Origin of the sequence: Streptomyces sp. YIM 121038 (genome assembly GCF_006088715.1) — a bacterium.
GTDB lineage: Bacteria > Actinomycetota > Actinomycetes > Streptomycetales > Streptomycetaceae > Streptomyces.
Genome location: NZ_CP030771.1, coordinates 7,905,292 through 7,931,285, shown reverse-complemented (window position 1 = coordinate 7,931,285; position 25,994 = coordinate 7,905,292). Strand labels below are relative to the sequence as shown.

The 25,994-nt window shown below is 74.4% G+C and carries 22 protein-coding genes and 1 pseudogene; 7 read left to right on the top strand and 16 right to left on the bottom strand.

Features of this window, described 5'->3' with window-relative positions; genetic code table 11:
- Positions 1–37 precede the first annotated feature (37 nt).
- The 4 genes and pseudogenes from C9F11_RS33940 to C9F11_RS33925 all read right to left on the bottom strand — a co-directional run bounded on the left by C9F11_RS33940 (position 38) and on the right by C9F11_RS33925 (position 5,581).
- The gene (locus C9F11_RS33940; protein WP_171075911.1) at positions 38–835 is read right to left on the bottom strand and encodes a BTAD domain-containing putative transcriptional regulator; all 798 of its coding nucleotides are present in this window, start codon (positions 833–835) and stop codon (positions 38–40) included.
- A 721-nt stretch (positions 836–1,556) separates the two neighbouring features.
- Positions 1,557–2,579 (bottom strand): annotated as a pseudogene (locus C9F11_RS33935) (FAD-dependent oxidoreductase); the annotation flags it as partial.
- The gene (locus C9F11_RS33930) at positions 2,576–4,051 is read right to left on the bottom strand and encodes an FAD-dependent oxidoreductase (protein WP_138962945.1); all 1,476 of its coding nucleotides are present in this window, start codon (positions 4,049–4,051) and stop codon (positions 2,576–2,578) included. The pseudogene C9F11_RS33935 and the gene C9F11_RS33930, both read right to left, overlap by 4 nt.
- 81 nt (positions 4,052–4,132) lie before the next feature.
- On the bottom strand, positions 4,133–5,581 hold the full coding sequence (locus tag C9F11_RS33925) for an FGGY family carbohydrate kinase (RefSeq protein ID WP_138962943.1): 1,449 nt from the start codon (positions 5,579–5,581) through the stop codon (positions 4,133–4,135).
- A 423-nt stretch (positions 5,582–6,004) separates the two neighbouring features.
- On the opposite strand from C9F11_RS33925, the gene C9F11_RS33920 reads away from it, so the two are divergent.
- From C9F11_RS33920 to C9F11_RS33910, 3 genes are all read left to right on the top strand, one after another.
- Positions 6,005–7,000 (top strand): hypothetical protein, encoded by a 996-nt coding sequence (locus C9F11_RS33920; protein WP_138962941.1) that lies wholly within the window; start codon positions 6,005–6,007, stop codon positions 6,998–7,000.
- 109 nt (positions 7,001–7,109) lie between these two features.
- Entirely contained in the window at positions 7,110–8,636 is a 1,527-nt protein-coding gene (locus C9F11_RS33915) for an amino acid permease (RefSeq protein ID WP_171075910.1), read from the top strand.
- Between the two features lie 174 nt (positions 8,637–8,810).
- The gene (locus C9F11_RS33910; RefSeq protein ID WP_138962939.1) at positions 8,811–9,782 is read left to right on the top strand and encodes a winged helix-turn-helix domain-containing protein; all 972 of its coding nucleotides are present in this window, start codon (positions 8,811–8,813) and stop codon (positions 9,780–9,782) included.
- Here the strand turns inward: C9F11_RS33910 and C9F11_RS33905 are convergent.
- The 6 genes from C9F11_RS33905 to C9F11_RS33880 form a co-directional block, all read right to left on the bottom strand.
- Positions 9,740–10,219, bottom strand: coding sequence for an ankyrin repeat domain-containing protein (locus C9F11_RS33905; protein WP_138962937.1), 480 nt, complete (start codon positions 10,217–10,219; stop codon positions 9,740–9,742). The genes C9F11_RS33910 and C9F11_RS33905 overlap by 43 nt on opposite strands.
- A gap of 43 nt (positions 10,220–10,262) precedes the next feature.
- Entirely contained in the window at positions 10,263–11,393 is a 1,131-nt protein-coding gene (locus C9F11_RS33900) for a hypothetical protein (protein WP_249401984.1), read from the bottom strand.
- 108 nt (positions 11,394–11,501) lie between these two features.
- On the bottom strand, positions 11,502–12,104 hold the full coding sequence (locus C9F11_RS33895) for a GNAT family protein (RefSeq protein WP_138962935.1): 603 nt from the start codon (positions 12,102–12,104) through the stop codon (positions 11,502–11,504).
- A gap of 8 nt (positions 12,105–12,112) precedes the next feature.
- On the bottom strand, positions 12,113–12,838 hold the full coding sequence (locus tag C9F11_RS33890; RefSeq protein ID WP_138962933.1) for an SDR family oxidoreductase: 726 nt from the start codon (positions 12,836–12,838) through the stop codon (positions 12,113–12,115).
- A 112-nt stretch (positions 12,839–12,950) separates the two neighbouring features.
- Positions 12,951–13,139, bottom strand: a complete 189-nt coding sequence (locus C9F11_RS33885) for a hypothetical protein (protein ID WP_138962931.1) — start codon at positions 13,137–13,139, stop codon at positions 12,951–12,953.
- A 123-nt stretch (positions 13,140–13,262) separates the two neighbouring features.
- Positions 13,263–14,606 carry a radical SAM protein gene (locus C9F11_RS33880; protein WP_138962929.1) on the bottom strand — a complete coding sequence of 448 codons (1,344 nt, stop codon included), beginning with the start codon at positions 14,604–14,606 and terminating at the stop codon, positions 13,263–13,265.
- 314 nt (positions 14,607–14,920) lie between these two features.
- Between C9F11_RS33880 and C9F11_RS33875 the strand changes: the two genes are divergently transcribed.
- On the top strand, positions 14,921–16,375 hold the full coding sequence (locus C9F11_RS33875) for a CAP domain-containing protein (protein WP_138962927.1): 1,455 nt from the start codon (positions 14,921–14,923) through the stop codon (positions 16,373–16,375).
- 41 nt (positions 16,376–16,416) lie between these two features.
- On the opposite strand, the gene C9F11_RS33870 is transcribed toward C9F11_RS33875, so the two are convergent.
- The 6 genes from C9F11_RS33870 to C9F11_RS33845 form a co-directional block, all read right to left on the bottom strand.
- Positions 16,417–17,424 (bottom strand): Gfo/Idh/MocA family oxidoreductase, encoded by a 1,008-nt coding sequence (locus tag C9F11_RS33870; protein ID WP_138962925.1) that lies wholly within the window; start codon positions 17,422–17,424, stop codon positions 16,417–16,419.
- Positions 17,421–18,437 carry a Gfo/Idh/MocA family oxidoreductase gene (locus C9F11_RS33865; protein WP_138962923.1) on the bottom strand — a complete coding sequence of 339 codons (1,017 nt, stop codon included), beginning with the start codon at positions 18,435–18,437 and terminating at the stop codon, positions 17,421–17,423. Before C9F11_RS33865 ends, C9F11_RS33870 begins: the two co-directional genes overlap by 4 nt.
- Positions 18,438–18,521: 84 nt before the next feature.
- Entirely contained in the window at positions 18,522–19,427 is a 906-nt protein-coding gene (locus C9F11_RS33860) for a carbohydrate ABC transporter permease (RefSeq protein WP_249401983.1), read from the bottom strand.
- Positions 19,420–20,367 (bottom strand): sugar ABC transporter permease, encoded by a 948-nt coding sequence (locus C9F11_RS33855; protein WP_138962921.1) that lies wholly within the window; start codon positions 20,365–20,367, stop codon positions 19,420–19,422. Before C9F11_RS33855 ends, C9F11_RS33860 begins: the two co-directional genes overlap by 8 nt.
- Positions 20,364–21,632 carry a sugar ABC transporter substrate-binding protein gene (locus C9F11_RS33850; protein ID WP_138962919.1) on the bottom strand — a complete coding sequence of 423 codons (1,269 nt, stop codon included), beginning with the start codon at positions 21,630–21,632 and terminating at the stop codon, positions 20,364–20,366. The genes C9F11_RS33855 and C9F11_RS33850 overlap by 4 nt, the downstream gene beginning before the upstream one ends.
- A gap of 50 nt (positions 21,633–21,682) precedes the next feature.
- Positions 21,683–22,810, bottom strand: coding sequence for an ROK family transcriptional regulator (locus C9F11_RS33845; protein WP_138962917.1), 1,128 nt, complete (start codon positions 22,808–22,810; stop codon positions 21,683–21,685).
- A 243-nt stretch (positions 22,811–23,053) separates the two neighbouring features.
- On the opposite strand from C9F11_RS33845, the gene C9F11_RS33840 reads away from it, so the two are divergent.
- From C9F11_RS33840 to C9F11_RS33830, 3 genes are all read left to right on the top strand, one after another.
- Complete coding sequence (locus tag C9F11_RS33840; RefSeq protein ID WP_138962915.1) at positions 23,054–23,890, top strand: SAM-dependent methyltransferase; 837 nt, start codon at positions 23,054–23,056, stop codon at positions 23,888–23,890.
- Between the two features lie 72 nt (positions 23,891–23,962).
- Positions 23,963–24,991, top strand: coding sequence for an SPFH domain-containing protein (locus C9F11_RS33835; RefSeq protein ID WP_138962913.1), 1,029 nt, complete (start codon positions 23,963–23,965; stop codon positions 24,989–24,991).
- Complete coding sequence (locus C9F11_RS33830) at positions 24,988–25,887, top strand: hypothetical protein (protein ID WP_138962911.1); 900 nt, start codon at positions 24,988–24,990, stop codon at positions 25,885–25,887. Before C9F11_RS33835 ends, C9F11_RS33830 begins: the two co-directional genes overlap by 4 nt.
- Positions 25,888–25,994: the final 107 nt, after the last annotated feature.

Below are 25,994 nucleotides of genomic sequence, written 5' to 3'. Positions count from 1 at the left end.
CGGCGCGAGGGGCCCCCTCCCCCGGCGGACGCCCCCGTCAGTGCAGCACGCACACCCGCCCGACGAACTCGTCGCGCAGGATCCGGCCGAAGAGCGCACGCAGTTCGCGTCCGGGGTCCACACCCAGCTCCTGCGCGAGGGCCCGGCGTATCCGGTGGTAGACGCGGACCGCCTCCGCCTGCCGGCCCACCTCGCACAGCGCGACCATCAGGAGCCAGCCGAGCCGCTCCCGCGTGGGGTACCGGGCGCTGAGCGCGGCCAGCTCGGCCACCACGCTGCCGTTGTCCCTGCCCCAGGCCAGCTCGGCCTCCCACAGGGCCTCCCAGGTCATGAGCCGCAGCTCCTCCAGGCGCGTGGCCTCGCGCACGGCGGGTTCGTAGTCGCCGAGCTCCGCGTACGGCGCGCCGCGCCACAGGGCGAGGGACGCCTCCAGGGCCCGGCACGCCTCCGGGTAGCGGCCCGCCCGCAGCAGCCGTCGTCCGGCGCGCAGCTGGCCCTCGAAGCGACAGGCGTCCACCCGCTCCGACTCGACCGCGAGCAGATAGCCCTGCGGCTCCCTGCGCAGGACGCGGTTGCGGCCCCGGGGCGGGCCGTCCGGCTCCAACTGGCGGCGCAGATGGGACACATAGCTGTGCAGGCTCGCGACCACGTTGCCGGGCGGGCCCGCGGGCCAGATGGCCTCCGTGAGCCGTTCGGTGCCGATCACCTGGCCGGGCGCCAGCAACAGGGCCGAGAGGACCGCGCGCTGCCGCGCGGGGCCCAGCGGCAGGGGTCCCTCGGCCGACCACACCGCCAGCGGCCCAAGAATGTTGAAGGACAGATTACCCGGTAACACCGTGGGAAATTGCGTAACAGCTTTCACAGCATTCACAGTCATTACGTTTTCCCCCTGGTGCCACCCGTTCCCCATAACCACCCGGTTTCCCCCTCGCGAAGATCGATACGGTGTCGGCACCGGCGGTCAAGGATCCTGGCCGACCTGCTCCTGTACTTTTCGCTGCGCACTGCATGAGTAAAGAGGGGGAAGCGTTCCCCACATGACCGCGCGTTACTCTAGGCCAGGTTCCTGAGAGGGCACGTCCCCCGCTGATGCGCCGCCGTGGCGTAAAACTGAGGGTTCTTCAGCAGTTTCGCCTGAGATATATTGGGAAGTTGCGTAATCCTGTCGAAGATCTCGACTTCCCTCCCGTCAGGGCAGGCCTGGGGCGAGAAGAGAACCGGAGAAACGCGAGGGACCGCGAGCTCGTGCCCCGAGGTGACGAGATTGCATTGTTCACCTCTTCCCCGGCCCTGGTGAAACGATCACGCAATTCAAGCCAGCCCCACGCCCTCCGGATCCCCCTCGGCGAATAAGCGACTACCCCGGGAGAAGGCGTGCCCTAAACGAGGCGCGGAGTGGCCGATCCTCCCTGGGAAAGGGGAGAATCCGCCACCCCATTGCCGTGCGCCCGGCACTGCGCCGGTGTGCGCCCGGAGGCCCCTGTGGTTGACGGTTCATTTTTGGCGTCAATTTTTCGCTATCGGGCGGACGCCGTCGGCGGCCACTCCCCGGACGCCAGAAAGCGCCGGACGGACTCCGCCGCGCGCCGCCCCTCCGCCGTCACCACCCGTGCGGGGGTGACGGCGTGGGCCAGGTTCCCGACCGCGAACACCCCGGGAAGGCGCGTACGGAAAGCGGCGTCGACGTCGGGGAAGCGCGTGCCGGGCGCGAGCGGCACACCGCCGCGCCGCGCGAGCTCGTGGTCGGGCACGAAGTCGCCGGTGAACACCACGGTGTCGCAGGCGAGGTGGGCGCTCCGTCCGGTGCGGTGGCGCAGGCGCACGCCGGTGAGGCGTCCCCGGCCCACGATTTCGACCACGTCCGTCTCCGTGAGCAGGGGGGTCCCGTGCCACAGCCGGGCCACGGCGGCACGCGGGGCCGGGACGTCGGTGCGGGCCGAGGACGTCACGTGGGCGACGGCGTCGACGCCCGCACGCCGCAGCGTGTCCAGGGCCGCGTACGCGACGGCCGCGCCGCCGACCACGACCGCCCGGCTGCCGACGTGCTGCCCGAAGAGGTGGACGGCCTGCTGGAGTTCGCCGGTGGTGTAGACGCCCGCCGGTCTGCTGCCCGGCACCAGGCGCGCGGCGCGCGGCCGCTCCCGGGCCCCGGTGGCGAGCACGACGGCCCGCGCGGTGAGCCGCTCCAGGCCCTGGGGCGAGGTCGTGTCGAGGGTGCGGGGGCCCGCCCAGGCGGTGGCCGTGACGCCGGTGCGCACGGTGGCGCCCGCGCGCACGGCCGCCTCGACGCACCGCCGCGCGTACCGGGGCCCGCTCGTCCCGGGGACGGCGAGGCCCGCGACCGTGCGGTCGCCGAAGCCGCCGTGGTGGCAGTGGCGCGGGACGCCGCCCGCCTGCCGCTCCCGCTCCAGGACCTCGACACGGCCCGCTCCCGCGGCGGCCAGCCCCGCCGCGGTGGCGAGGCCCGCGGGTCCCGCGCCCACGACGAGGACGTCGACCGCGCGTTCGCGCCTCGTGGGAGCCTCCCGCCGCTCGCCGCCCGTCTCGCCGCTCGTCCGGTCGCCCGTCTCGCCGCTCATCGCCGCGCCTGCCTGTCGTGTCCGTCGAGGAGCGCGCGTACGGCCGCTCCGCAGGAGAACCCCTGGCACCGGCCGCCGCGCGCCCGCGTGCGGCGGCGCAGCCCGTCGACGGTGACCGGCGGGACCGTGCTGCGCAGGGCGTCGCGGATCTCCCCGAGGGTGACGCGTTCGCAGTGGCAGACGACGGTGCCGTACGCGGGGTCGGCGGCGATCAGCTCCGCGCTCTCGTAGGGGCGCGGGAAGGCCTCGCCCAGGTTCGGCATCCGCACCGGCGCGAGCTCGCGGGCCCCGCCCAGGCGCAGTCCCGCCCCGGCGAGCAGTTCCGTGACGTGCGCCGCGATGGCCAGGGACGCCGTCAGGCCGGTGGAGCGGATGCCGCCGACGGTCACGTAGCGCTGCCGCGGCCAGGTGTTGATGCGGTAGTCGTCGTCATCGGTGGCCGCGCGCAGCCCGGCGTAGACGGCGGTGACCTCCTCGTCGAGGAGCGGCGGCAGGACGCGGGCGCCCTGGCGGCGCAGCCCGGCGAGCCCCTCGGCGGTGGAGCCGGTGGCCCGTTTGTCGTCCAGGTCCTCCGCGGTGGGGCCGAGCAGGACGTTGCCGTACACCGTCGGCGCGACGAGGACGCCCTTGCCGAGCGCCGTCGGCACGGGCAGCAGGATGTGGCGCACCAGGTCGCGGGCGAGCTTGTCGAAGACGATGAGCTGGCCGCGCCGGGGTGTGACGGTGAAGGTGTCGTGGCCCAGCATGCGGTCCACGGTGTCGGCGTGCAGGCCCGCCGTGTTGACGAGGTAGCGGGTGCGCAGGGGGCCGCGGCCGGTGGTGAGGACGTGGCCGCCCCCGCCGTTCCCGTTCGCGTCCCCGTCCGCGGCGACCGCCGTCACGCGGCAGCGGAGGTGCAGGTCCGCGCCGGAGCGCACGGCCTGCGTCGCGTAGGCGAGCGGCGTCGTCCAGGGGCAGATGACGCTCTCGCCGGGCACGTCGAGGGCGCCGAGCGCCCCGGGGCCGAGGTGGGGCTCGCGGGCCCGCACGGCGGCGGCGTCCAGCAGCCGGGCCTCGTGGTAGCCGTTGCGCACGGCCTTGTCGAGGAGGCCCGGCAGCGCGGCGAGCTGCTCCGCGTCCCAGGCGACCAGGAGCGCGCCGACCGGCTCCACGGGGATGCCGGTCTCGGCCGCGTAGGCGGCGAGCAGCCGCTGCCCCGCGCGGACGAGCCGGGCCTCCAGGGAGCCCGGCACGGCGTCGAATCCGGTGTGCAGGATCGCCGTGTTGGCCTTGGACGTGCCCTCGCCCACGTCGTCGGAGGACTCGACCACCGCGATCCGCAGCGGGTACCGGGCCAGTTCGCGGGCGATGGCCGTGCCGACGACTCCCGCGCCGACGACGGTCACGTCGTACGGGCCGTCCGGGAGCGCGCCGGAGCGGGTGACGCGGCCCTGCCGCGCGGCGGTCGTGCGGTCGTGTCGCTCGGTGCTCATGGGGTCCGGTCTCGTGCGTCGGAGGGCGTAGGGGCGGTCCGTTCGAGGCGCGCGGTCCCTCGGTCAGGAGGCGCGCGGCGGTCAGGACGGGGGCGTGCGCTCCAGGAGCGCCGTGACCTCGGCGCGGAAGGCGGCGCGGCGCGTCGCGGCCTCGTCCGGGCCGATCCGCGGCTCGTAGACGGCGACGGGCCGCCACACGGGGACGACGTCGTCCAGGCCGAGCCCCGGGTCGAGGCCGAGGCGGGCCACCGCGCCCACGCCGAGCGCCGTGACGTCGGGCAGGGCGGAGACCTCGACGGGCCGCTGGAGCAGGTCGGCCTGGGTCTGCATGAGCAGCGCCGAGCGGGTCAGGCCGCCGTCGACGCGCAGGCTCCGCAGGGGCTCGCCGAGGTCGGCGGCCGCGGCGTCGGCGAGCTCGGCGACCTGGGCGGCGAGGCCCTCGCACAGGGCGCGCACCAGGTGCCCGGGGGTGGTGTCGAGGCCGAGCCCGGTCAGGGAACCGCGCACGTCGCCGCGCCACCAGGGGGCGGCGAGCCCGGCGAGGGCGGGGACGAAGGTGACGCCGCCGCTGTCCGGCACGGCCGAGCCGACCGGGTCGAGGTCCCGGGCGCCCGTGATGACACCGAGGTCGGTGAGCCAGCGCACGGCGGACGCGGCCGTGTAGACCTGGCCGTCCAGGCAGTAGCTGCTGCGGCCCGCGAGGCGCCAGGCGACGCAGGCGACCAGGCCCGACGCGCCCCGGCGCGGCCGGGCCCCGGTCTGCGCGAGCAGGAACGCGCCGGTGCCGTAGGTGCACTTGGCGGTGCCGGGTTCGGTGACGTCCTGGGCGAGGAGCGCGGCCTGCTGGTCGACGAGGAGGCCGGTCAGCGGCAGCTCGCCGCCGAAGGCCTGGGTGGTGCCGACCTGTTCGGCGGCGTCCACGACCCGGGGCAGCTCCTCGCCGTCGAGGCCGAAGAGGCCGAGGGCACGCTCGGACCAGGTGACGGAGTCCAGGTCGAGGAGCTGGGTGCGGCCCGCGGTGGCGGCGTCCGTCACGAAGGCGCCGGTGAGCCGGTGGACCAGCCAGGCGTCGCTGGTGGTGGCCACGCCGCCGCGGGTGAGGTGGCGGCGTATCCACGCCATCTTGGGGGCGGCGAAGTACGGGTCGAGCGGCAGCCCGGTGAGGTCCTTCAGCTCGTCGGCGTGCGCGGCGAGTTCCGCGCACAGGGGTTCGGCGCGGCGGTCCTGCCAGACCAGGGCGTCGGTGAGCGGCTCGCCGGTCGCCGGGTCCCAGGCGAGGACGGTCTCGCCCTGGTTGGCGAGGCCCACGGCGGCGACCGGCTCGCCCGCGCGGTCCAGGGCCTCGCGTCCGGCGTCGAGCACGGAGGCGAGCAGTTCGCCGGGGCCGACCTCGACGCGGCCGCCGGGCAGATGGCGGGGGCGGACGGGCGCGCTGCCGGAGGCGATCACTCCGCGCTCGGGGCAGACGACGAGGGCCTTGGTTCCGGAGGTGCCCTGGTCAACGGCCAGAACCGGGCCGCCGCCCGTCATCCGCGGCCTCGTTCCCGCCCGGCGGCGCGGACCGCGCTGTAAGTCGTGATCACTGCGGCAGCCTGCTACAGGGGGCGGGGGGCCGTCAAGGGACGCGGATCGCCCAAAGTACGCAATAGGGGCCGCTGTTGAACAAGTGAGAAACCAAAGCGCGCAACGGCGTGCCGCGTTGACACAAGTTGGTCAAGAAAGATCCGAGGACTGCCCAGTAATCGGAAGTCTCCGCTCTACACTGACCGCCGAACAACAACACCCTCTCGCACAACAGTTCATCACTCACGGAACCCGCAGCCCACAGCCTCCTGCCCCAGCCCACCGCCCACGGAAAGACCGCAGCCCCACACGGACCGCGGCGCCCCGGACCGGACCGCACCCGCAGTGCGGGCCGATCCGCCGCGCCGTCAGAGCCCAGAGGACCCCCCGATGCCCTTAGCCCGCCCGGTGTATCACCCGGCCGGTCACGACGCGCCGCTGCGCGCCGTGCTCCAGGACCTCAAGGCAGGCCGCTGGGTGTCGACGAGGAACCTGCTCACCGAGACCCCCGACTGGGGCCTGTGGACCCAGCGCACCCAGGTCCTCGCGGCCGCCGTCGCCGGCTCCGACGTGGTGCGCGCCTGGCTCGCCGAGGAGCCGCGCAGCGTCGCCGCCACGGTCCTGCACACCCGGGTCGCGGTGGAGCGCGCCCTGCGCGCGCACCGGGCGGGCCACCGCCACACCAACGACCTGTGGCGCGAGGCGAACACCGCCTGCCGCATCGCCTCGCAGACCTCCCCCGAGGACCCCGTGCCGTGGATCTGCCTGCTGGCGCTCGCCCAGCTCGACGAGGGCCAGCGGTGGGACGAGCACCGGGTCGCGGCGCCGGAGCCGATGCTGTTCCCCGGCCCGTGGCAGATCCTCGCCGAGGCCGACAAGCGCGACCCCGGCAACCGCGAGGCGTACCACCGCATGCTCCAGTTCGCGTACCACCGCAGGCCGGGCGCGCCGCTGACCGAGGCGGTCAACTTCGTGCACTGGGCGTCCGCCGCGGCGCCCGCGGGCTCGCCCCTGCACGTGCTCCCGCTGTACGTACGGGTGGAGCGCTACCGCCGCGAGGGCGGCAGCGAACGGGCGCTCGACCTGCACTGGATCGCGGAGGACGCGACGCGCGGCGCGCTGCGGGCGCTCCAGCTGTGGTTCGACCACACGCAGCCCGAAGCGGCCTCGCTGCTCGACCTCAACTACCTGGCGCACGCGCTGTGGGGCGCGCACCACTTCCACGACGCGGTGCGGGTGTTCGAGGCCCTCGACCCCTTCTACGCCGTCGTGCCGTGGACGTACCGCACCACGTCACCGGGCGACGCGGAGGCCGCCGCCGAGTCCTTCGTGCAGGCCCGGGCGCGCTGCTACCACGCCGCGCGAGGCCCCGGCCCGCGCGGCTGACCCACCTCGGACCCAGCTCTGTCCCCCCGCACTTCCGGCACCACCCTTCGTCACCCCCGTGACACACCCCTCACACCCCCGCACCCCCGCTCTCCCCGGAGGTTGATCCGTGTCCCGCACCACCGTGTCGAGTTCTGCCGCGATACCACCGCTCCCCGATGAGGAGCAGCGGCTCAGGGAACTCGGCTACCAGCCCGTCCTGGCCCGCCGCATGGGCGGCTTCGGCAACTTCGCCATCAGCTTCTCCGTCATCTCCATCCTGTCCGGCTGCATGACGCTGTACGGCTTCGGCCTCGGCACCGGCGGGCCCGCGGTGATGATGTGGGGCTGGGCCGGAGTCGGTCTGATGGTCCTGTTCGTGGGCCTGGCCCTGGCCGAGGTCACCAGCGCCTATCCGACCTCCGGCGCGCTCTACTACATGGCGGACCGGCTCGGCGGCAGGCGCTGGGGCTGGTACACGGGCTGGCTCAACCTCCTGGGCCTCCTCGGCGCGATCGCGGGCATCGACTACGGGGCGGCCCTGTTCAGCGGCGCCCTGCTGAGCATGCACACGGACTTCACGCCGACGGCGGGATCCACCTTCGTGATCTTCCTGGGCATCCTGTTCGTGCACGCGCTCCTGAACCTGTTCAACGTCCGGCTCGTCAGCCTCCTGAACTCCATCTCCGTGTGGTGGCACCTGGCGGGCGTCGCGGTGATCGTCGGCGTCCTCGCGATCGTCCCCGACTCGCACCAGTCGCCGTCGTTCGTGTTCGGCGAGTTCGTCAACGACACCGGCTGGTCGAGCCCGCTGTACGTGTGCATGATCGGCCTGCTGCTCGCCCAGTACACGTTCTCCGGCTACGACGCCTCCGCGCACCTGTCGGAGGAGACCTCCAACGCGTCCGTGACCGCCGCGCGCGGCATCGTGCGCGCCATCTGGGTCTCCTGGCTCGCCGGGTTCGTGCTGCTCGCCGGGCTCACCTTCGCCATCCAGGACTACGTGGGCACCCAGAAGAGCGCCACCGGCGTGCCGCCCGCGCAGATCTTCATCGACGGGCTCGGCACCTCGGGCGCCACCGCGCTGCTGCTCATCGTGATCGTGGCCCAGCTGTTCTGCGGCAACGCCGAGACGGCCGCGGCCAGCCGCATGGTCTTCGCCTTCAGCCGCGACAACGCCCTGCCGGGTTCCGCGGTGTGGCGCAAGGTGAGCCCCAAGACGCAGGTGCCGGTGCCCGCGGTGTGGCTCTCGGTCGGCCTCGCGGGCGTCATCGCGCTGCCGTCGCTGTACTCGGAGACCGCGTACGGCGCCGTCACCGCCATCAACGTCATCGGCATCACGCCCGCCTACGCCATCCCGATCCTGCTCCGCCTGAAGGCGGGCGACCGGTTCCAGCCGGGGCCGTGGCACCTGGGCCGCTGGAGCAAGCCCGTGGGCTGGATCGCGGTGTGCTGGGTCGCCTTCGTGACGGTCCTGTTCTGCCTGCCGCAGTCCTCGCCGGTGAACGTCGACACCATGAACTACGCGTCCATCGCGCTCGCCGTGGTCCTGGTCCTCGCCACGATCTGGTGGTTCGTCGCCCGCCGCACCTACAACACCCCGGCCGCGTACGGCACGGACAAGGAGCAGGCGGAGATCGCCGAGGGCATCGTCTAGCGCCCCTGCCGCGCGGGGCGGGGCCCGACCCCCGTCCGGGCCCCGTCCCGCTCCGCCCCTGCCCTCGCTCCAGTCAACTGGCGTACGCCGGCGCGGAGTGAGGAATTCGACCACGTTCGAATTGGCCGGGTTCCGCGTCGCGCGCGCCACGGGCGGCGCCTAGCATCCGGTGACGTGATCCACGCGCATCTGGACGCGGAGTCCGTCGGCCGGATCCGGCTCGCGATATCCCCGGTGAACGAGGCCGTCTGGTGGCTGCGGTACGCCGTGAGCGGCGGGCGGCACCCGGTGTTCGGCGACCCGGGGGCCGCGGCCCGCTGGGCGCTGCGCCGCCCCGACGTGCGCCTGGTCGCCCAGTGCCTGTCCGTGCCGGGCGGGCCCACGTACATGCCGGACCTCCTGACGCCCAAACCCGCCGTGGGGCCCGCCCGTCGGACGTTCACCGAGCAGGTGCAGGCCATCGGCGGTACCCCGCCGGAGGAGGCCGCGTTCCAGGTGTGCGAGATGCGCTTCCTGAACGGGCCCGTGCCCGGGGACGTGCTGGACGCGGTGGAGTCGGGCACCTTCGCCGAGCGGGCGGCCAACGGCCTGCGCGAGTTCTGGCAGGACGCCGTCGCCGACGGCTGGTGCGGCCTGAAGTCGGTGCTCGACGCCGATCTGGCCGCCCGCGCCGCGGAGCTGGCCACGTACGGCGTCGGCCATGTGCTCCGGTCCCTGCACTCCGACGTCACCTGGGCCGACGGCTGTCTGACGGTCCGCAAGAACTACGACGAGACCGTCCGCTTCCAGGGCGCCGAGGTGGTCCTGTCCCCCATGGCGGCGTCCTGGCCCCGGGTCAGCGTGCAGGTGGGCGTGCCGGGCAACGCGGTGCTCGGTTACCCGGCGACGGGCATCGGCGCGGCCGCCGACCGGCCCCGGCGCCCGGCCGTGTCCCGGCTCCTCGGCAGGAGCCGGGCCGCGCTGCTCGGCGATCTCGCCGCGCCCCGCACCACGGGCGAACTCGCCGCCCGGCACCGGCTCGCGCCCGCCACGGTCTCCTACCACCTGGGCGTGCTGCACCGCTCGGGCCTGGTCCTGCGCGAGCGCGACCGGAACGTGGTGCTCTACCGCAGGAGCGCGGAGGGCGACGCGCTGCTCGGCGGCTGAGGCTCAACGGGTCTCCCGCGCGGGACCGCGCCCGCCGCGACGAGGAGGGCGGCCGTCTCGGGGCGGGAGCACTCGCGCGCCCAGTCCAGCGGGGACCAGCCCGTGCCGCCGTCCTCGCGGAGGTTCGGGTCCGCGCCGTGCGCCAGCAGTTCGCGCACGGTCGCGGTGTGCCCCCAACAGGCCGCCGCGCACAGGGGCGTGCCCTCCGCGCCGAGTCCGGCGCTCTCGGCGTCCGGGGCGGCCCCCGCCCGCAGGAGCACCCGGGCGACGCCCGTCCTGCCGTTCACGGCAGCCTCGTACAGCGGGGTGGTGCCCTCGCTGTCGGGGCGCCCCGGGTCGACCCCGGACCGCAGCAGCACCCTGGCCCGAGAGGCGTCGCCCTCCCTGATGGCCTCGAAGAGACGACGGGAGTACTTCTTCCGCTTGCGTTGGTTCACGGGGCCGAGGCTAAGCGCCGGACAGCGGGCGTGACCAGCGAATTCAGTCGTCGAAGCGCTCCGTGTACGCCTCGGTCGGCGGGTAGGGCGACGATCTGGTCATCCCCGCCGACCAGAAGCCCGAGGTGCCCGGAACGCGCGCGACGTCGTTGACGTACGGCGAAGGGGCGGGGCCCGCGGGGCCGCGCACGACGGTCCAGGTCCCCGCGTCGTGGCGCAGATACGTACTGCGGCTCTGGTCCTGGTAGTTCCAGGCCGAGATCCACGCCGGGCGGCCCTGGGCGTCGCCCGCGATCGAGGACAGCGAGCCGAGCGTGAAGCCCGCCTCCACCGGGTTCCAGGCGGAGCCGTCCCAGTGCCGCAGGATGGGGTTGCCGGGGCGGCCCGGCGGTCCGCCGACGCCGAACTCGTTGCCCACCGCCCAGACGTCGTCCGCGGCGACCGCGTGCACGTCGGCGATGGTCTGCCGGAGCCCGGCCAGCGGCGGCAGCACCGTCCACGAGCCGGTCCAGCGGGCCACGAAGCCCGCCCAGCCGCCGCCCGCCGCCCGGTCGCCGCACACCCAGACCTCGTCCGGCGCGCGCACCACCACCCGGTACAGGTTCACGCCCGCCGCGGGCAGCGGGTCGAGCCAGCGCCACCGCTGCCCGTCCCCGAGCAGCAGCCGGGCGGAGCCGCCCCGGGTGCCGCTGATCCACACCCGCCGGTCGGGGCCGACGGCCACCGCGCTCAGCCGCACGTCCGGCTCGCCCTTGCCGGGGAACGCGGCCTCCCGCCAGGTGGTCCGGTCCCAGCGGAGCAGCGGGCTCGCGCTGCCGGTGGGCGCGCCCACGCTCCAGGCCGCGTCGGCGCAGACCCCGGCGACGTCGCTGAGGCGCCCCGCGTAGGCCAGGTGGGACAGGTCGGTCCTGGCCCAGGCGCTGCCGTTCCAGACCATGGCGAGGGCCCGCGCGGGCGACGAGGTGCCCTGGCCCTCCTCGCCCACGGCCCAGGCGAGGCCGGGCCCGGCGGCGGCGATCCGGCGCAGCTGCGCGGCCGGGGTGCTGCCGGGCGCGGGCACCGCCTGCCAGCCCCCGGCGCGCGGCGCCGACGCGGCGGCGCGCGCCGCGGCCGGGCCGAGCGCGATCCCCGACAGCGCACCGAGCGTCCCTGACACGAATCGTCTTCGTCTCACGACTGGTCCCTCCCCACAAGCCGGGCGGACAGAAGGGACCACAGTGGGCCGTCACGAGCGGCGGGGTCTAGGTACGCGGGTGACAAACCGGGGCACCCGCGGACTGCCCTACGGCTCGCGGTCGTTGAGGACCCGCTGGAACAGCCGGTGGTCCTGCCAGGCCCCGTTGATGTGCAGATAGGCGGGCGCCAGGCCGTACTCCGTGAAGCCGCACTTGGCGAGCACCCGCTGGGAGGCCGCGTTGTGCAGCAGGGTGCCCGCCTCCAGGCGGTGCAGCCGCAGATCGGTGTCGGCGGCGGCGCACACCGCGGTCACGGCGGCGGTGGCCAGGCCGCGTCCAGCGTAGCCCACGTCGGTCCAGTAGCCGAGGTTGGCGCTGTGGAGCGGGCCGCGGACGATGTGGGACAGGGCGATGCCCCCGGCGACGACGGGGCCTTCGCCCGCGTCCGCCCCCGACTCGTCCCACAGCAGCCAGCGCGCCCGCAGCCCCTCCGCGCGCTCCTGTTCGTACGCGCGCAGGAGGGCGAGCTGCCCGGCCGTCGTGAAGAACTCGGGCGGGCGCTCAGGGTCCCACGGGCCCAGGTGCGCGCGGCTGCGGTCGTGGGCGCGGGCCAGGGCCTCGGCGTCCGCCGTGGTCGACGGGCGCAGGACGATGTCGTCGGTGAGCCGGACGGTGCGCAGTTCCACGGTGTGTTCCCCCTCGCCGGTCATCGCTCCCGTCACATCCCGCCCGCGACGCGCAGCACCGCGCCCGTCGTGTACGAGGCGTCGTCCGACAGGAGCCACGCCACGGCGCCCGTGATCTCCTCGGGGCGGCCCGAGCGGCCCATGGGGATGCGGTCGGCGAGCTTCGCCGGGCGCTGCGGGTCCTCGTGGAACTCGGTCCAGATGATGCCCGGGGCCACGCAGTTGACGCGGATGCCGAGGTCCGCGACCTCCTTGGCGAGGCCGACGGTCAGGGCGTCCGTGGCGGCCTTCGTGGCGGCGTAGTGGACGTACTGGCCGGGGCTGCCGAGGGTGGCGGCGGCCGAGGAGATGTTCACGATCGCGCCGCCGCCGGTGCGGGTCATGTCGCGCACGGCGCGGCGGGCGCAGAGCAGATAGCCGAGGACGTTCACGTCGAGGGCGCGGCGCATGCCGTCCGCGTCGGCCTCGGCGAGGGGGCCGTTGGGGCCGCTGACGCCCGCGTTGTTCACCAGGCCCGTGACCGGGCCGAGTTCGGCGGCGGCGGTGTCGAAGAGCCGGTCCACGTCGTGCTCGTCCGCCGTGTCGAGGGCGACGGTGACGCAGCGGCGGCCGACGGCGCGGACGGCCTCCGCGGCCTTCCGGGCGGCTTCGGCGTCCGAGCGGTAGCCGATGGCTATGTCGTGTCCGTCCTGGGCGAGCCGCAGGGCGACGGCGGCGCCGATGCCGCGGCTGCCGCCGGTGATGACCGTCACGTGCACGGGTGCCTCCGACCGTTCGGGATCTTGTCGCCGCAGTGTAGGCACAGCCGTGCGACCCCGGGGCCGGGAGCGGACGAGCGGGAGAAGGGGCCCGCTCGCCCGCCCGCTCAGCTCACGGGGCGAGGCACCCCGTGGCCGGCACCTCGGCCGGGACGCCCGGGCTCGCGAGGTCCACGAGGCCCGTCACCTCCTGGACGGCGCAGTCGACGGTGGCCACCGGGTCCGGGACGGCACTCGCGGGCGCGGCGAGGGCCCCGAGGACAGCGAGCGTTCCGACGGCGAGGGCAGCGATACGGCGCATGAACGGCCTTTCTGGGGACGGGACGGATGATCTCCGCAGGGCTGCCCGCCGGGTTGTCCCGGTATCCGCCCCGTCACCCGGAAGAGGCCGCTGAATCGATCCCGCAGGGTGCGCGGGGGCGCGCTACACCTTCTCGGGTGCCTCGGGCGCCGCCTGTTCGGCCGGGAGGCTGTCCATGAAGGAGCTCACCGAGAACACCGCGTTGCCGGGGCCCGCGGGGCCGTATCCGGGCGGCGAGGAGAGTCCGAACTCCGCCATCGTCGCGCGGTACTCCTGGAGCAGCCGCACGTGGTACTCCAGCGGCGCGCCCAGCGGGTTGGCCTTGCCGAGCGGCGTCGTGGGCTCCGGGCACCAGGTGGTGAATCGGGGCGTGATGCCGTGTGCCATGAAGTAGCGCAGGCCCTCGACGGTGGAGTCGATGGCCTCGTTCACCGTCTTGAAGCCGAACGGCTCGGCCATCTCGACACCCGCGACGAAGTTCGGGATGACGTTGCGCGCCCCGAAGACCTCGGCGGAGTCGAGGATGCGGCGGTGCCACTCGTCGCGGCCGACGTAGCGCTCCTTGCCGGGGCAGTACAGCTCGAAGAGGCGGCGGTCCCACACCTCGTAGTTGGGGTGGTAGATGCGCACGCCGTAGTCGTGGAAGCGCTGGACGTCCTCCTTGGGCAGCGCCTGGGCGACGACCTTGCCGATCCAGCGGCCGGGGAAGCGCTCCTCGATGGCCTTGGCGTACTGGCCGTAGAAGTCGGCCTCGTCCTTGCCGCCGATCTGCGAGGTGACGGCGCCGCCGGTGAGCGTGTACGCCGTGGAGGCCTTCGCGGTGTCGTACTTGTCGATGATCTCCAGCGCCTCCAGGACCTCCTCGACGGGCTTGACGCCCGTGTAGGGGCGGCCCGCCGCCTTGTGCTGGCGCCAGTTGTGGTTGATGTCGCAGTACTGGCACTCCTCCTTGGCGCCGAAGTACTGGCAGACCCGGAAGACCGTGAGGTAGATCAGGTAGCCCCACTGGATGGTGGGCGCGACCTCCATGACCGACTTGCCGTTCGCGAGCTTGTGCCGGTAGTACTCCGGCATCGGCGGCACCCCGACGTCGGAGATGCGCTGACCGTCCAGGTAGAGGCCGAGCACGCCGTCCTTGTCGGCGGCCACGCGGTACGGGGACGACGGGTTGACCCGCACCGACACCACGGTGCGGCGCAGCTCGTAGGGGCCGCCGGTGAGGACGATCTCCTCCGGCGGGCGGCGCAGCGCGGCGGCGCCCAGCTCGGGCAGGGTGCCGTGGTCGAAGGAGAAGATGAAGTACGACTTCGGCTTGACGTCTCCGGAGGCCTCGTTCGCGCTGTCGCTGAGCGCCGACTCGTCGAAGGCGACGCCACCGCGCAGCAGGTCCTCCTTGATCACGGCCTCGCGCGGCACCAGCGGATGCCGCTGCATGAGTCCTTCGATCAACTCCGTACGCCTGGGCATGGGGCGGGCACCTCGGATCCTGTCGGGGATTGACTTGTTTGTCGGGTTTGGCAAGTTTCGCTGGTTCTTGCGGTGTGTACGGGATCGCCGTGCACGGGGTCCACGCTAATACCGGCGCGCGCCGCACCGAATCCGGCTCCGGTCCCGGGCGCCCGGAGGCGTCCGTCCCGCGCGCGGGAGAGGGGTCGGCCCCCGGTGCGCCACCGCGCTCCGCAGCGGGCCCGTGCCGCGGGAACCCGGGCGGCGGGCCCGCGCGTTCTCCCGTCAGCGCCCGGCCGAGACGGGCACCACGACCCGACCCCCAGGCGGCGCCCATGATCGAGCTGGTCCCGGGAGGCAATACGCCCCTGCCCGACGGCACCCTGACGCTGCGCGTGCCCGGCCCCTTCGACCTGTCCGCCCTGATCACCGGCGACAGCGGCAAGGTGGCGGGCGACGCCGACTTCGTGTTCTACAACCAGCCCGCGGCCCCGGGCGCCCGCATCGCCGGGGACACGCTGACGGTCCAGGCGCACCGGCTGCGCCCCGGCGCGAGCCGCGTCACCCTGGTGGTCAGCCCGGCCGAGCCCGACACGCCCCTGGGGCGGCTGCCCGCGATCGCGCTCCAGGTCGGCGGCCCGCGCGGGGAGGCGGTCGCGCGCTTCGCACCGCCGCGCCCGCGGCAGGAGACCGTGCTGCTGCTCGCCGAGATCTACCGCCGCGGCACCGCCTGGAAGCTGCGCGCGATGGGCCAGGGGTATGCGGAGGGGCTCGCGGGGGTGGCACGGGACTTCGGTCTGGAGGTGACGCAGGAGCCCGCCGCGGCGGACGGGGCCGGCCCGGCGGGTGCAGCGCCGGGCGGGCGCGGCGCCGCGAGCGAGGCCGTCACCGTCGTCATGCCCCGGCCCCGCGCCACGGCGCCGCCCACCGCCCCGCCGCCTCCGGCACACGCACACGCACCCGCGCGCGGGCCGGGCGGAGCGGGCGGGCCGGGCGGATCGGCGCCGCCGGGCCCGCTCCAGGACTTCGTCGCCCGGGTGAACTCCGCGCGCGGGGCCGCCGGGGCCCCGCCGGTGCGGTGGGACGCCCGCCTCGCCGAGGCCGCCCGTGCGCACGCGGCGGGCATGGCGGCGCACGGGGCGCTCGGCTCCGAGAGCGCGGACGGCACCTCGCTGTACCAGCGCGCGGCGGCGGAGGGCTATGCGTATCTCACGATCGGCGAGCACCTCGTGTCCGGGCCGCCCACCCCGGCCGACCTCCTCGACTACTGCCTGGGCGACGGCCGCTCCCGGCACACGGTCCTGGACCGGGCCTACACCCACGTCGGCCTGGGGCAGGTGCCGGACCCGCGCTCCGGTGACGTGTTCTGGACGGCGCTGTGGGCCGAGCCGTTCACCCCGCAGGGCCTCGCCCGGTGCACGGCCGAGGTGCTCGCGCTCACCAACGGCCACCGCGCGGGCGCCGGGCTGCGGCCGCTCGCGCCGGACCCCTGCCTCACCTCGGCGGCGCAGGCCCACAGCGCGGACATGATCGCCCGCGCCTTCTACGCCCACACCGCGCCGGACGGCAGCGAGCCCTGGCACCGCGCCGCGGCGGCGGGCAGCCGCCACCGCGCGGTCGGGGAGAACATCGCCTGCGGCCAGCGTTCGCCCGCCGAGGTCGTCGAGGGCTGGATGAACAGCCCGGGACACCGGGCGAACATCCTCAAGCCCTCGTTCACCCACCTCGGCGTCGGCTTCGCGGGCGGGGGCTCGGCGGGCACGTACTGGACGCAGCTGTTCGGGGGCTGACCGTGCGGCGCCGCACTCCCCTGCGGGAGCCCCGCCGGGGCCTAGACCGGGACGGGCACCCCCTCGCGCGCCGAGGCGTACCCCGCCGCCACGATCCGCAGGGTGCGCAGGGCCGCCTCGCCGTCGGGGACGGTGACGCCGTCCCGGTCGGGGCCGAAGAGGAACGCGCGGAGCATGCGCGCGTCCAGGTCCGCGCCGTAGGGCAGTTCGACACCGCGGCCGAGGCGTTCGCTGAAGCCGTGCACCTTCTGGTCGAAGGCGTCCATCTCCAGGGTCGCGCGCTCGCCGACGACCGTGAGTTCCAGGCCGCCCCAGGAGGGGTGGGAGCGCGGGTGGGACCAGCTGCAGTCGATGGTGGCGACGGCGCCGTTGTCGTAGGTGACGGTGACCAGGCCGCTGGTCTCGACGGGGACCTCGTCCGCGTAGAGGAGGTTGTTGGTCTGCGCGTACACCTCCACGGCACGGGCGCCGAGCAGGTCGTCGAGCAGGTCGGCGATGTGGACGGTGTGGTCCATCAGGGCGCCGCCGCCCGCGAGTGCGGGGTCGGCGAACCAGCGGCGCGCACGGGTGGGCAGGTGCCCGTTGTTCGCGCCGGACACGGCGAGCACCCGGCCCGTGTCGCCCGCGCTCACGGCGCGTTTGACGGCCGCGTACGCCGGGCTGAAGCGCACCGGGTGCGCGACCGCGAGGCGCACCCCGGCGGCACGGCACGCGGCGACCATCGCCTCGCCGTCGGCCACGGTGGCCGCGAGCGGCTTCTCGCACAGCACGTCGACGCCGTGCGCGGCGGCCAGCTCCACGAGCGGGCGGTGGCGGGCGTTCTCCGAGCAGACCACCACGGCGTCGGGCCGCCGGGCGAAGGCCTCCTCGTAGGTGTCGGCGTACGGGACGTCGAGGGACGCGGCGCACGCGCGGCCGCGCGCCTCGCCGGGCGCGGCGGACGCGGCGTCCGGGTCGCTGCCGAGCACCTCCACGCCCGGCATGTCCCGCAGCAGCCGCAGATACGCGGCCGCGTGGACGTGGGCGAACGACAGGACGGCGACCTTCATCGGGTGCACTCCTCCAGTTCCACGGCCCGCCCGGTGCGGCTCGACTCGATGGCGGCCCGCGCGACGCGCACCGCCGCCACGCCGTCGTCGGCGCGCACCCGGGGCACGAGCCCCGGGTCGTCCCAGGACGCGGCGAACTCGCGCAGCTGGGTGAGGTAGGGGCTCTCGTTCATGGGCGTCGACGGGATGCCCTCGTTCGGGGCGCGCACGCCCTGCGCGGTGATGCGGAAGCCGGGCACGGCCGCCGAGTCGTGGTGCAGAAGGCCGTCGGACCCGGCGACCCGGAACGTCGTGCGGAACGGCTGGTCCGGCAGCCCCCACAACCCGTCCACCTGGCTGATCGCGCCGGAGGCGTGGGTGAGGACCGCGGTGGCGGTGACGACCTCGGCGGGGGTGCCGGTGGCCAGCTCGGTGCCGCGCGTGCGGGCGTGCACGCGGACCACGTCGCCCGCGATCCAGCGGGCGATGTCGATGTCGTGCACCATCAGGTCCATCAGGACCCCGCCGGACTGCGCGGGATCCCCGAACCAGGGCGCCCACTGCGGGCGCGCGGCGGCCCGGGTGAAGCGAAGGACGGCGACCCGGCCGAGGTCACCGCGGACGACGGCGTCACGCAGGGCGGCGTACGCCGGGAAGTACCGCACGACGTGCGCGGGGTGCAGCCGGACGCCCGTGGTGGCGGCGGCCGCCGCCATCCGCTCGGCGTCGGCGGCCGTGAGGGCGAGCGGCTTCTCGCACACGACGTGCCGTCCCGCGGCGATCGCGGCGAGCACGAGCTCTGTGTGGGTGGGCGTGGGGGTGCAGACGTCGACGGCGCGGGAGCGCTCCAGGAGCGCGTCGAGGGTGGGCACGGCGGTGACGGGGTGGCCGCGCCCGGCGTACTCGGCGGCGAGCTTCTCGCCCGAGCCGTCCTGGGTGTGGACGACGACGGTGGCGCCGAGGTCCAGCCAGCCGGGCAGATGGGCGCGGGCGATGCCGCCCGCGCCGAGCAGGCCGATGGAAAGCGGTGGCATAAGGGCGGTGGCCCCTCTCTGAGCGACTGCGGTGTGGTTCCCGTACGGCGACGGGGTGGGCGTCACGTCAACTCCGCGGCGCCGTCATCCCTTCACTCCGGACGCGGCGACGCTCTGGACGAAGTGCCGCTGGAGGAAGACGTAGACGAGCAGCATGGGCAGGCTGGCGATGAGCGAACCGGCCATCATCACCGGGTAGTTGGTCTCGTACTGGCCCTCCAGGGAGGTCAGTCCCGCGCTGATCGGCATGGCTTCGGGGTCGGTGTTGACGATCAGCGGCCACAGCAGGTCGTTCCAGGCCGCCATGGCGGTGATGACGGCGAGCGCGGCGAGGGCGGGCCGGATCAGCGGCAGCATGACGGACCAGAAGACGCGGAAGGAGCCCGCGCCGTCGATGCGGGCGGCCTCCTCCAGCTCCCTGGGCAGCGCGAGGAAGGCCTGGCGCAGCAGGAAGGTGCCGAACGCGCTGAACATGCCGGGCAGGAAGAGCGCGGGCGCCGAGTTCAGGAGCCCGAGGCTCTGGATGATGTCGTACTGCGGCAGGACGAGCAGGGAGCTGGGCACCATCAGGACGGACAGGAAGAGCCCGAACAGCGCGTCGCGGCCGCGGAAGCGCATCCGCGCGAACGCGTAGGCGGCCAGGGAGCAGAACACGAGCTGGCCCGCCGTGCGGCCCAGGGTGTTCAGGGCGCTGTTGGTGAGCATCTCGCGGAACGGCAGCGCCGTGAACACCTCGTCGAAGCTCGCCCACCTCCAGTCGTCGGGCAGGAACGTCGGCGGGACGCGGGAGACCTCGGCGAGCGACTTCAGGGCGGTCAGGAGCTGCCAGCAGAACGGGAAGACCATCACCAGGGCGCCGAGCCCGAGTGCGAGGTGGGTCGCGACCGACCCCGGCAGGAACCGGGGGCGACGGGCCCGCCCGGCATCTGACGCCAGCTCACCTTTCTTGACCGCAGGGTCTGTTGCAGGCGTGGCAGTCGTGTCACCCATAGTGCACCCACCTCCTCTGGAGCCGGAACTGGAGGTACGTGAGGGCCGCGATGAGCAGCATCAGGAGGAAGGCGAGGGCGGCCGCGGCGCCCTGGGCGTTCTCGGTGAACGCCCACTTGTAGAAGAGGCCCACGACGGACTGGGTGTCGCCCACCGCCGGGTTCTTCTCGCCCATCATGATGTAGATCAGGTCGAATACCTGGAGCGACTGGATCATGCAGATCACGGACGCGAAGAAGATCGTGGGACTGAGCAGCGGCAGCGTGATGGTGAAGAAGCGCCGCACCGCGCCCGCGCCGTCCAGCTCGGCGGCCTCGTAGTAGTCCCGGGGGATGCCCTTGATGCCCGCCATGAAGATGATCAAGTAGTAGCCGGTGGTCGACCAGACCATGACGGCGCCGATGGCGAAGACGGCCGTCGAGGGGTCGGAGACCCAGTAGTGGCGGTCCACGCCGAACCAGCCGAGGACCTCGTTGAGGAGCCCGAAGTCGCCGTTGTAGAGCCAGTTCCAGACCAGGCCTACGGCAACGGGCAGGGTCACGAACGGCACGAAGTACAGGGCGCGGTAGAGCGGGACGGCCCGCAGGCCGCGGCGGTTGAGCAGCGAGGCGACGACGAGGGCGAGGGGCAGCGCGGTCAGGCCGATGCCGCAGTAGACGAGGGTGTTGCCGAGCGCCTGCCAGACGGTGACGTCCTTGACGACGCGCGCGTAGTTGTCGCCGCCGATCCAGGTGTGCCCGCCGAAGGGGCCGAACTCGGTGAAGCTGAAGTAGAAGGTCTGGATCATCGGCCAGAAGTAGAAGAGGGCGAAGCCGAGGCCGAGGGGCGCGATGAACAGATACGCGGCGCGCTGGTTCCGGCTCGCGGGGCCGGTGCCCCCGGTGCGGGCGGCGCGCCGGTCGGCCGCCTTCGCGGCGGCGGTCGCGGGGAAGACACTCATCGGTCGCGCTCCTCCTTCAGGGCCCGGTCCATCTGCTCGCCCAGGGTGCGCGCGGCACCCTCGATCCCGCCCTTGCCGCTGAACGCGGCACCGAGGAGCGGATATTGGAGGTTCTCCCAGACGGCGGTGTTCTTCGAGCTGGGGTAGGGCACGGCGTACTTCTTCATGGCGATGAAGTTCCGCAGGTCGAACTCCGGCATCGAGCTGATCCAGGCGTCCTGGGTGCCGGTGTGACTGGAGATCGTCACCCCCGAACCCGCCTGGATCTCGGCGGCCTCGCGGCCCGCCATGAAGTGCACGAACTTCCAGGCGGCGGCCTTCTTGTCGCTCTTGGCGGAGACCACGTTCGCCAGGCCGTGGATGACGGTGGCCCGCTCGCGGCCCTTGGGCAGGACCGTGACGCCCGCGTGGTCCTTGAGGGCGGGCACGGCGTACATCTGCCCGGCCATCGCCGACAGGTCGTACACCATGGCGGTCTTCTCCGACCAGAAGCGGACCCGGCCGATGTTCTCCACCATCGCGCTCTGCGGCGGCGACCAGCCCCGGTCGATCATGTCGGTGAGGAAGCGGAGGCCCTCGACGGTCCGGTCGTCGCCGAAGCCGGAGTGCCCGTCGCGCAGGACGTAGCCGCCCGCTCCATAGACGCAGGGGTAGATGACGATCTGGCGCTGCATCTCGGCGGCGAAGCCGTGCACGCGCTCGTGCGGGTCGGTCAGCTCGGCGGCGGCGTCGCGCAGGTCGTCCCACGTCCAGGTGGAGTCGGGGTAGGGGACGCGCGCCTTGTCGAAGAGGGCCTTGTTGTACCAGAGCCCGATGGTGTCGAAGTCCTTCGGGATGCCGTACTGAGTTCCGTCGTAGGCGTAGAGCCTGACGAGCTGCGCGGGGTGGCGGTCCAGCGGGGTGGCGTCGCGTGCGATGCGCTCGGAGAGGGGCTCCAGGACGCCGTGCGCCGCGTACAGCTGGAAGTTGACGGCGTTCATCCAGAACACGTCGGGGGCGGTGCCGCCGCGCATCGAGGTCTTCAGGGTGGTCCAGTAGCTGGCCCACGGGGTGAGCTCGATGCGCACGGATATCCCGGGGTTGCGCCGCTGGAAGGCCGCGATGATCCGCTTCATGCCCGGCACCTGCGCCGGGTCCCACATGCCGTACGAGAGCGTGCCGCGGCCGCCGCCTTCGCTGCCGCCGCCGCCCTGGTCCGCGCAGGCGGCGAGCGCGGGCGCCGACGCCGCCGCAAGGCCAGAGCAGAGGAGGGTCCTCCTGCGCATACGTGCCTCCGCTTCGGGTGGGGTTGGGAGTGGGGGCCGCCGGGCGTCGCCTAGTCGGCCGTGTCCGCGAGCAGTTCCTCCTCCACGAGGTCGAGGGCCTTGCGCACCGCGCCGAGGGCCACGCCGCGCTCGCCGAGGGAGCTGACCGCGATCCTCGGCACGTGCAGCGTCAGCGGACGCAGACGCGTCTCCAGGAGCGGCACGAGGTGCGTGCCGAGCGGGGTCGCACCGCCGGTGAGCACGATCAGCTCGGGGTCGACGGCGAGCGCGAGGGCGGCGATGCCGGGCGTGAGCCGCTCGGCGAAGTCGCCGATGGCGGCGAGGGCGCGCGGCTCCGCGCGGTCCGCGGCGCGGGCGAGCGCGGCCACCTCGGACTCGCCGGGGCGCCGCGGCCCCGGCCAGGTCAGGGCCTCCTGCGCGGTGTCGAGGCCGAGCAGCGGCAGCAGGCCGAGCTCCCCCGCGCCGCCCCGGCCGCCGCGGTGCAGTTGCCCGCCGATGGTCAGGGCGCAGGAGACGCGGTGTCCGGTGAGGACGCACACGACGTCGCCCGCGAGCGTCGCGGCGCCCTGCCAGCGCTCGGCGAGGACGGCGAGGTTCACGTCGTTCTCCACGAGCGAGTGGCCCGGCTCGCCGTCGGAGAGCAGCCGCCGCAGGTCCACGCCGGACCATTCCGGCACGACGAACGAGGTGAGGTAGCCGCCCGCGTCGACGACGCCGGGCACGCCGACGCAGCGCGCGAGGAGGGTGTCGCGGCGCACGGCGTGCGCGTCCAGGAAGGCGTCCGTGGCGCGCTGGAGCAGTTCGAGCCGGGGGCCGCCGCCCAGCAGCGGGTCGATGTCGGCGCGTTCGGCGGCGAGGACGGTGCCGCCGAGGTCGGCGAGGAGCAGCACCATCTTGTGCAACCCTATGTCGGCGCCGAGGACGTACCCGGCCTCGCTCCGGAAGCGGAACCGCCGTGCGGGACGGCCCCGGGCGCGCTCCCCCGCCGCGGCCTCCGTGACCCAGGCCCGTGCGACGAGGTCCTCCAGGACGGCCTCGACGGTGGGCCGGGACAGGCCGGTGCCCGCGGCGAGTTCGGCGAGGGTCTGGGGGCTGCGGCGGTGCAGGGCGCGGAGGATGACGGTGGTGTTCAGACGGCGCAGCCCGGCCAGGTCGTGGCCGCGCGTCCGTTTCCGCATCACTTCTGCACCCCGGGAGTCGTGGTGGCGGAGCCCCGCTGGCGGGTGGAAGCCCCTCGCCGCCGGGATTTGGTAGGAGAGTTGCAGAAAGAGCGGGCGCCGGGAAGACCCCGTGCGCGGACTTTCGCGTACGGGGTCTTCGCGTGTGGACTCGTGGCGTACGGACTTCGCGTACGGACCCTTGCGTACGGGGCCCGCCCCGCCGGCGCCCCGAACGCCCCAGCATCCCAGAGGAGTTACCGGATGGCAGCAGCGCCCTTCGAAGCCGCCGACGCCAACGCCGACGCCAACGCCACCGATACCGACACCGGGAGGCCGCACCCCGCCCGCGTCTACGACTGGTTCTTGGGCGGCACCCACCACTACCCGGCGGACGCGGAGTTCGGTTCGCGCATCGTGGAGCTCGACGCGACCGCCCGGTACGGCGCGCGGCACAACCGCTGGTTCATGCAGCGCGCGACACGCCAGCTCGCGGGCCCGGCCGGAGTGCGCCAGTTCCTCGACATCGGCAGCGGCATCCCGACGGAGCCGAACCTCCACCGCGTCGCACAGGACCTCGCCCCCGAGGCGCGGGTGGTGTACGTGGACCACGACCCGCTGGTCCGCGTGCACGCGGCGGGGCTCCTCAACGGGACCGGGGCCGGGGCCACGGCGTTCGTCGAGGCGGACGCGCGCGACCCCGGCCTCGTCCTCGAACGCGCCGCGGAGGTCCTGGACCTCGGACGGCCCGTCGCGCTCTCCCTCGTCGCCGTGACGCACTTCCTCACCGACGACGACGGCGCCCACGCGATCGTCGCCCGCCTCCTCGACGCGCTCGCGCCCGGCAGTCATCTGGTGCTCTCCCAGCTGTCGGGCGACCAGGAGACCGCGTGGGTCGGCGAGGCCGTGGACCAGTACACGACGGGCGGGGTCACGCTCGTGCCGCGCACGCGCGCGGAGACGGAGCGCTTCTTCACCGGGTGCACGCTCCTCGCACCGGGCCTGGTGCAGCCCCCGGACTGGCGGCCCGAACTGGGCGTCGACGAGACACGGGACGGGACGCGGGTGCCGTTGTACGCGGGGGTGGGGCGGAAGGAGTGAGGTTCGGGTCACCTTGACGATAAGAAGGGGGCCCAATATCGTCGAGGTGACGAAAAACGGGGAGGTCCCATCATGGCCGACATCACCCGGCGCCTCGGCCTGCGCCATCTGCGTTCCGCGCCCACCGCTCACATCCGCCACCACCAGGGCGGCCGACTGCGCCACGACGGGCCTGGGCTCAGCTTCTGGTTCCGGCCGCTGAGTGCCGCCCTGTCCGAAGTGCCGGTGGACGACCGCGAGTTGGCGGTCCTCTTCCACGCCCGCACCGCCGACTTCCAGGACGTCACCGTGCAGGCCACCGTGACGTACCGGATCAGCGACCCGGCGCTCGCCGCCGCCCGCCTCGACTTCTCCGTGGACCCGGACACCGGCTCCTGGCGGTCCGCTCCCCTGGAGCAACTGTCCACGCTGCTCACCGAGTCGGCGCAGCAGCACGCCCTGGACCTGCTCGCCCGCACGCCGCTCGCGGCCGCGCTCGCCGACGGGGTCACGGCGGTCCGCGAGCGCGTCACCGAGGGCCTCGCGGCCGAGCCCCGGCTGCCCGCGACGGGCCTCGACGTCGTCGCCGTACGCGTCGTCGCGATCCGGCCCGAGCCCGAGGTGGAGCGGGCCCTGCGCACCCCGGCGCGCGAGCGCGTGCAGCAGGACGCGGACCGGGCCACGTACGAGCGCAGGGCGGTGGCCGTCGAGCGCGAGCGCGCCATCGCCGAGAACGAGCTGGCGAGCCGCATCGAACTCGCCCGCCAGGAGGAGCGCCTGGTCGAGCAGCGCGGCACCAACGCGCGCCGCGAGGCCGAGGAGAACGCCGCCGCCGACGCCGTGCGCGCCGAGGCGGAGGCCGCCCGCACTGTGCGCATCGCGCGGGCCGACGCGGAGGCGGCCCGCGCCGTCGGCGACGCCCGCGCGGCGGCGCAGACCGCCTGGCTCGCGGCGCACGCGAGCGCCGACGCGGCCACCCTGCACGCCCTGGCCGCCACCCGCCTCGCCGAGAACGTGCCGCGCATCGAGAGCCTCACCCTGTCGCCGGACGTCCTCACGGGGCTGCTCGCGAAGCTGGGCCGGGACTCCGGGAGCGGCACGGGCCAGGGCGCCCCGTCATGAGCCTCGCGCCGCGCGCCGTCCTCGTGCACCGGCGCACCGAGTACGAGGAGCTGATCGCCCGGCACGGCACGCACGGGCAGGCCGCGTTCTTCCTGTCCTCGCGCGGGCGCGCCGTCGAGGAGGTGGCGGAGCGGCACCGGCGCACCCGGCGCGCCCTCGCCGACGCGGCGGCCGCGGTGCCGCTGCGCTGGCGGCACACCCGGGTGGAGCGCGCGGACCTCGACCGGTTCCTGTTCGCGCCCGAGGACGTGGTGGTCGTGGTCGGGCAGGACGGGCTCGTCGCCAACGCGGCCAAGTACCTGACGGGCCAGCCCGTCATCGGCGTCGACGCCGAGCCGGGGCGCAACGCGGGCGTCCTGGTGCGGCACCGGGCCCGCGACACGGCGAAGCTGCTCCCGCACGCGGCGGCGGGCGCCCCCGGGGCCGCGGAGCTCACCATGGCCGAGGCGGTCACCGACGACGGCCGGCGCCTGCGCGCCCTCAACGAGATCTACGTCGGGTCCGCCGGGCACCAGACCGCCCGCTACCGCATCGGCTCCGCGGCGGGCCCGGCGGACCCGGAGCCCCAGGCCTCGTCCGGCGTGGTCATCGGCACCGGCACCGGGGCCACCGGCTGGCTGCGGTCGCTGTGGCCGCGCCCGGAGGGCGAGCCGCGGCCGCCGGGCCCGACGGACCCCCGCCTGCTGTGGTGCGTGCGCGAGGCCTGGCCGTCCCCCACGACCGGCACCACCCTGGTGCGCGGCGAACTGGCGGCCGGTCAGCGCCTGTGGCTCACCGCCGAGTCGGACCGCCTCGTCGTCTTCGGCGACGGCATGGAGAACGACGCCCTGGAGCTCGGCTGGGGGCAGAGCGTGCGGGTGGGGGTGGCCGAGGGGGCGCTGCGCCTGGTCCTCTGAGGGCGAGGCCGCCGGGAAGATCGCAGGTGGGGCCCGGTGCGGAGGGGTCGTACGGGTAGGGCAGGATGGGCGGCCGTGTCACCGCGCGGCGACGTGCGCGCCACCGG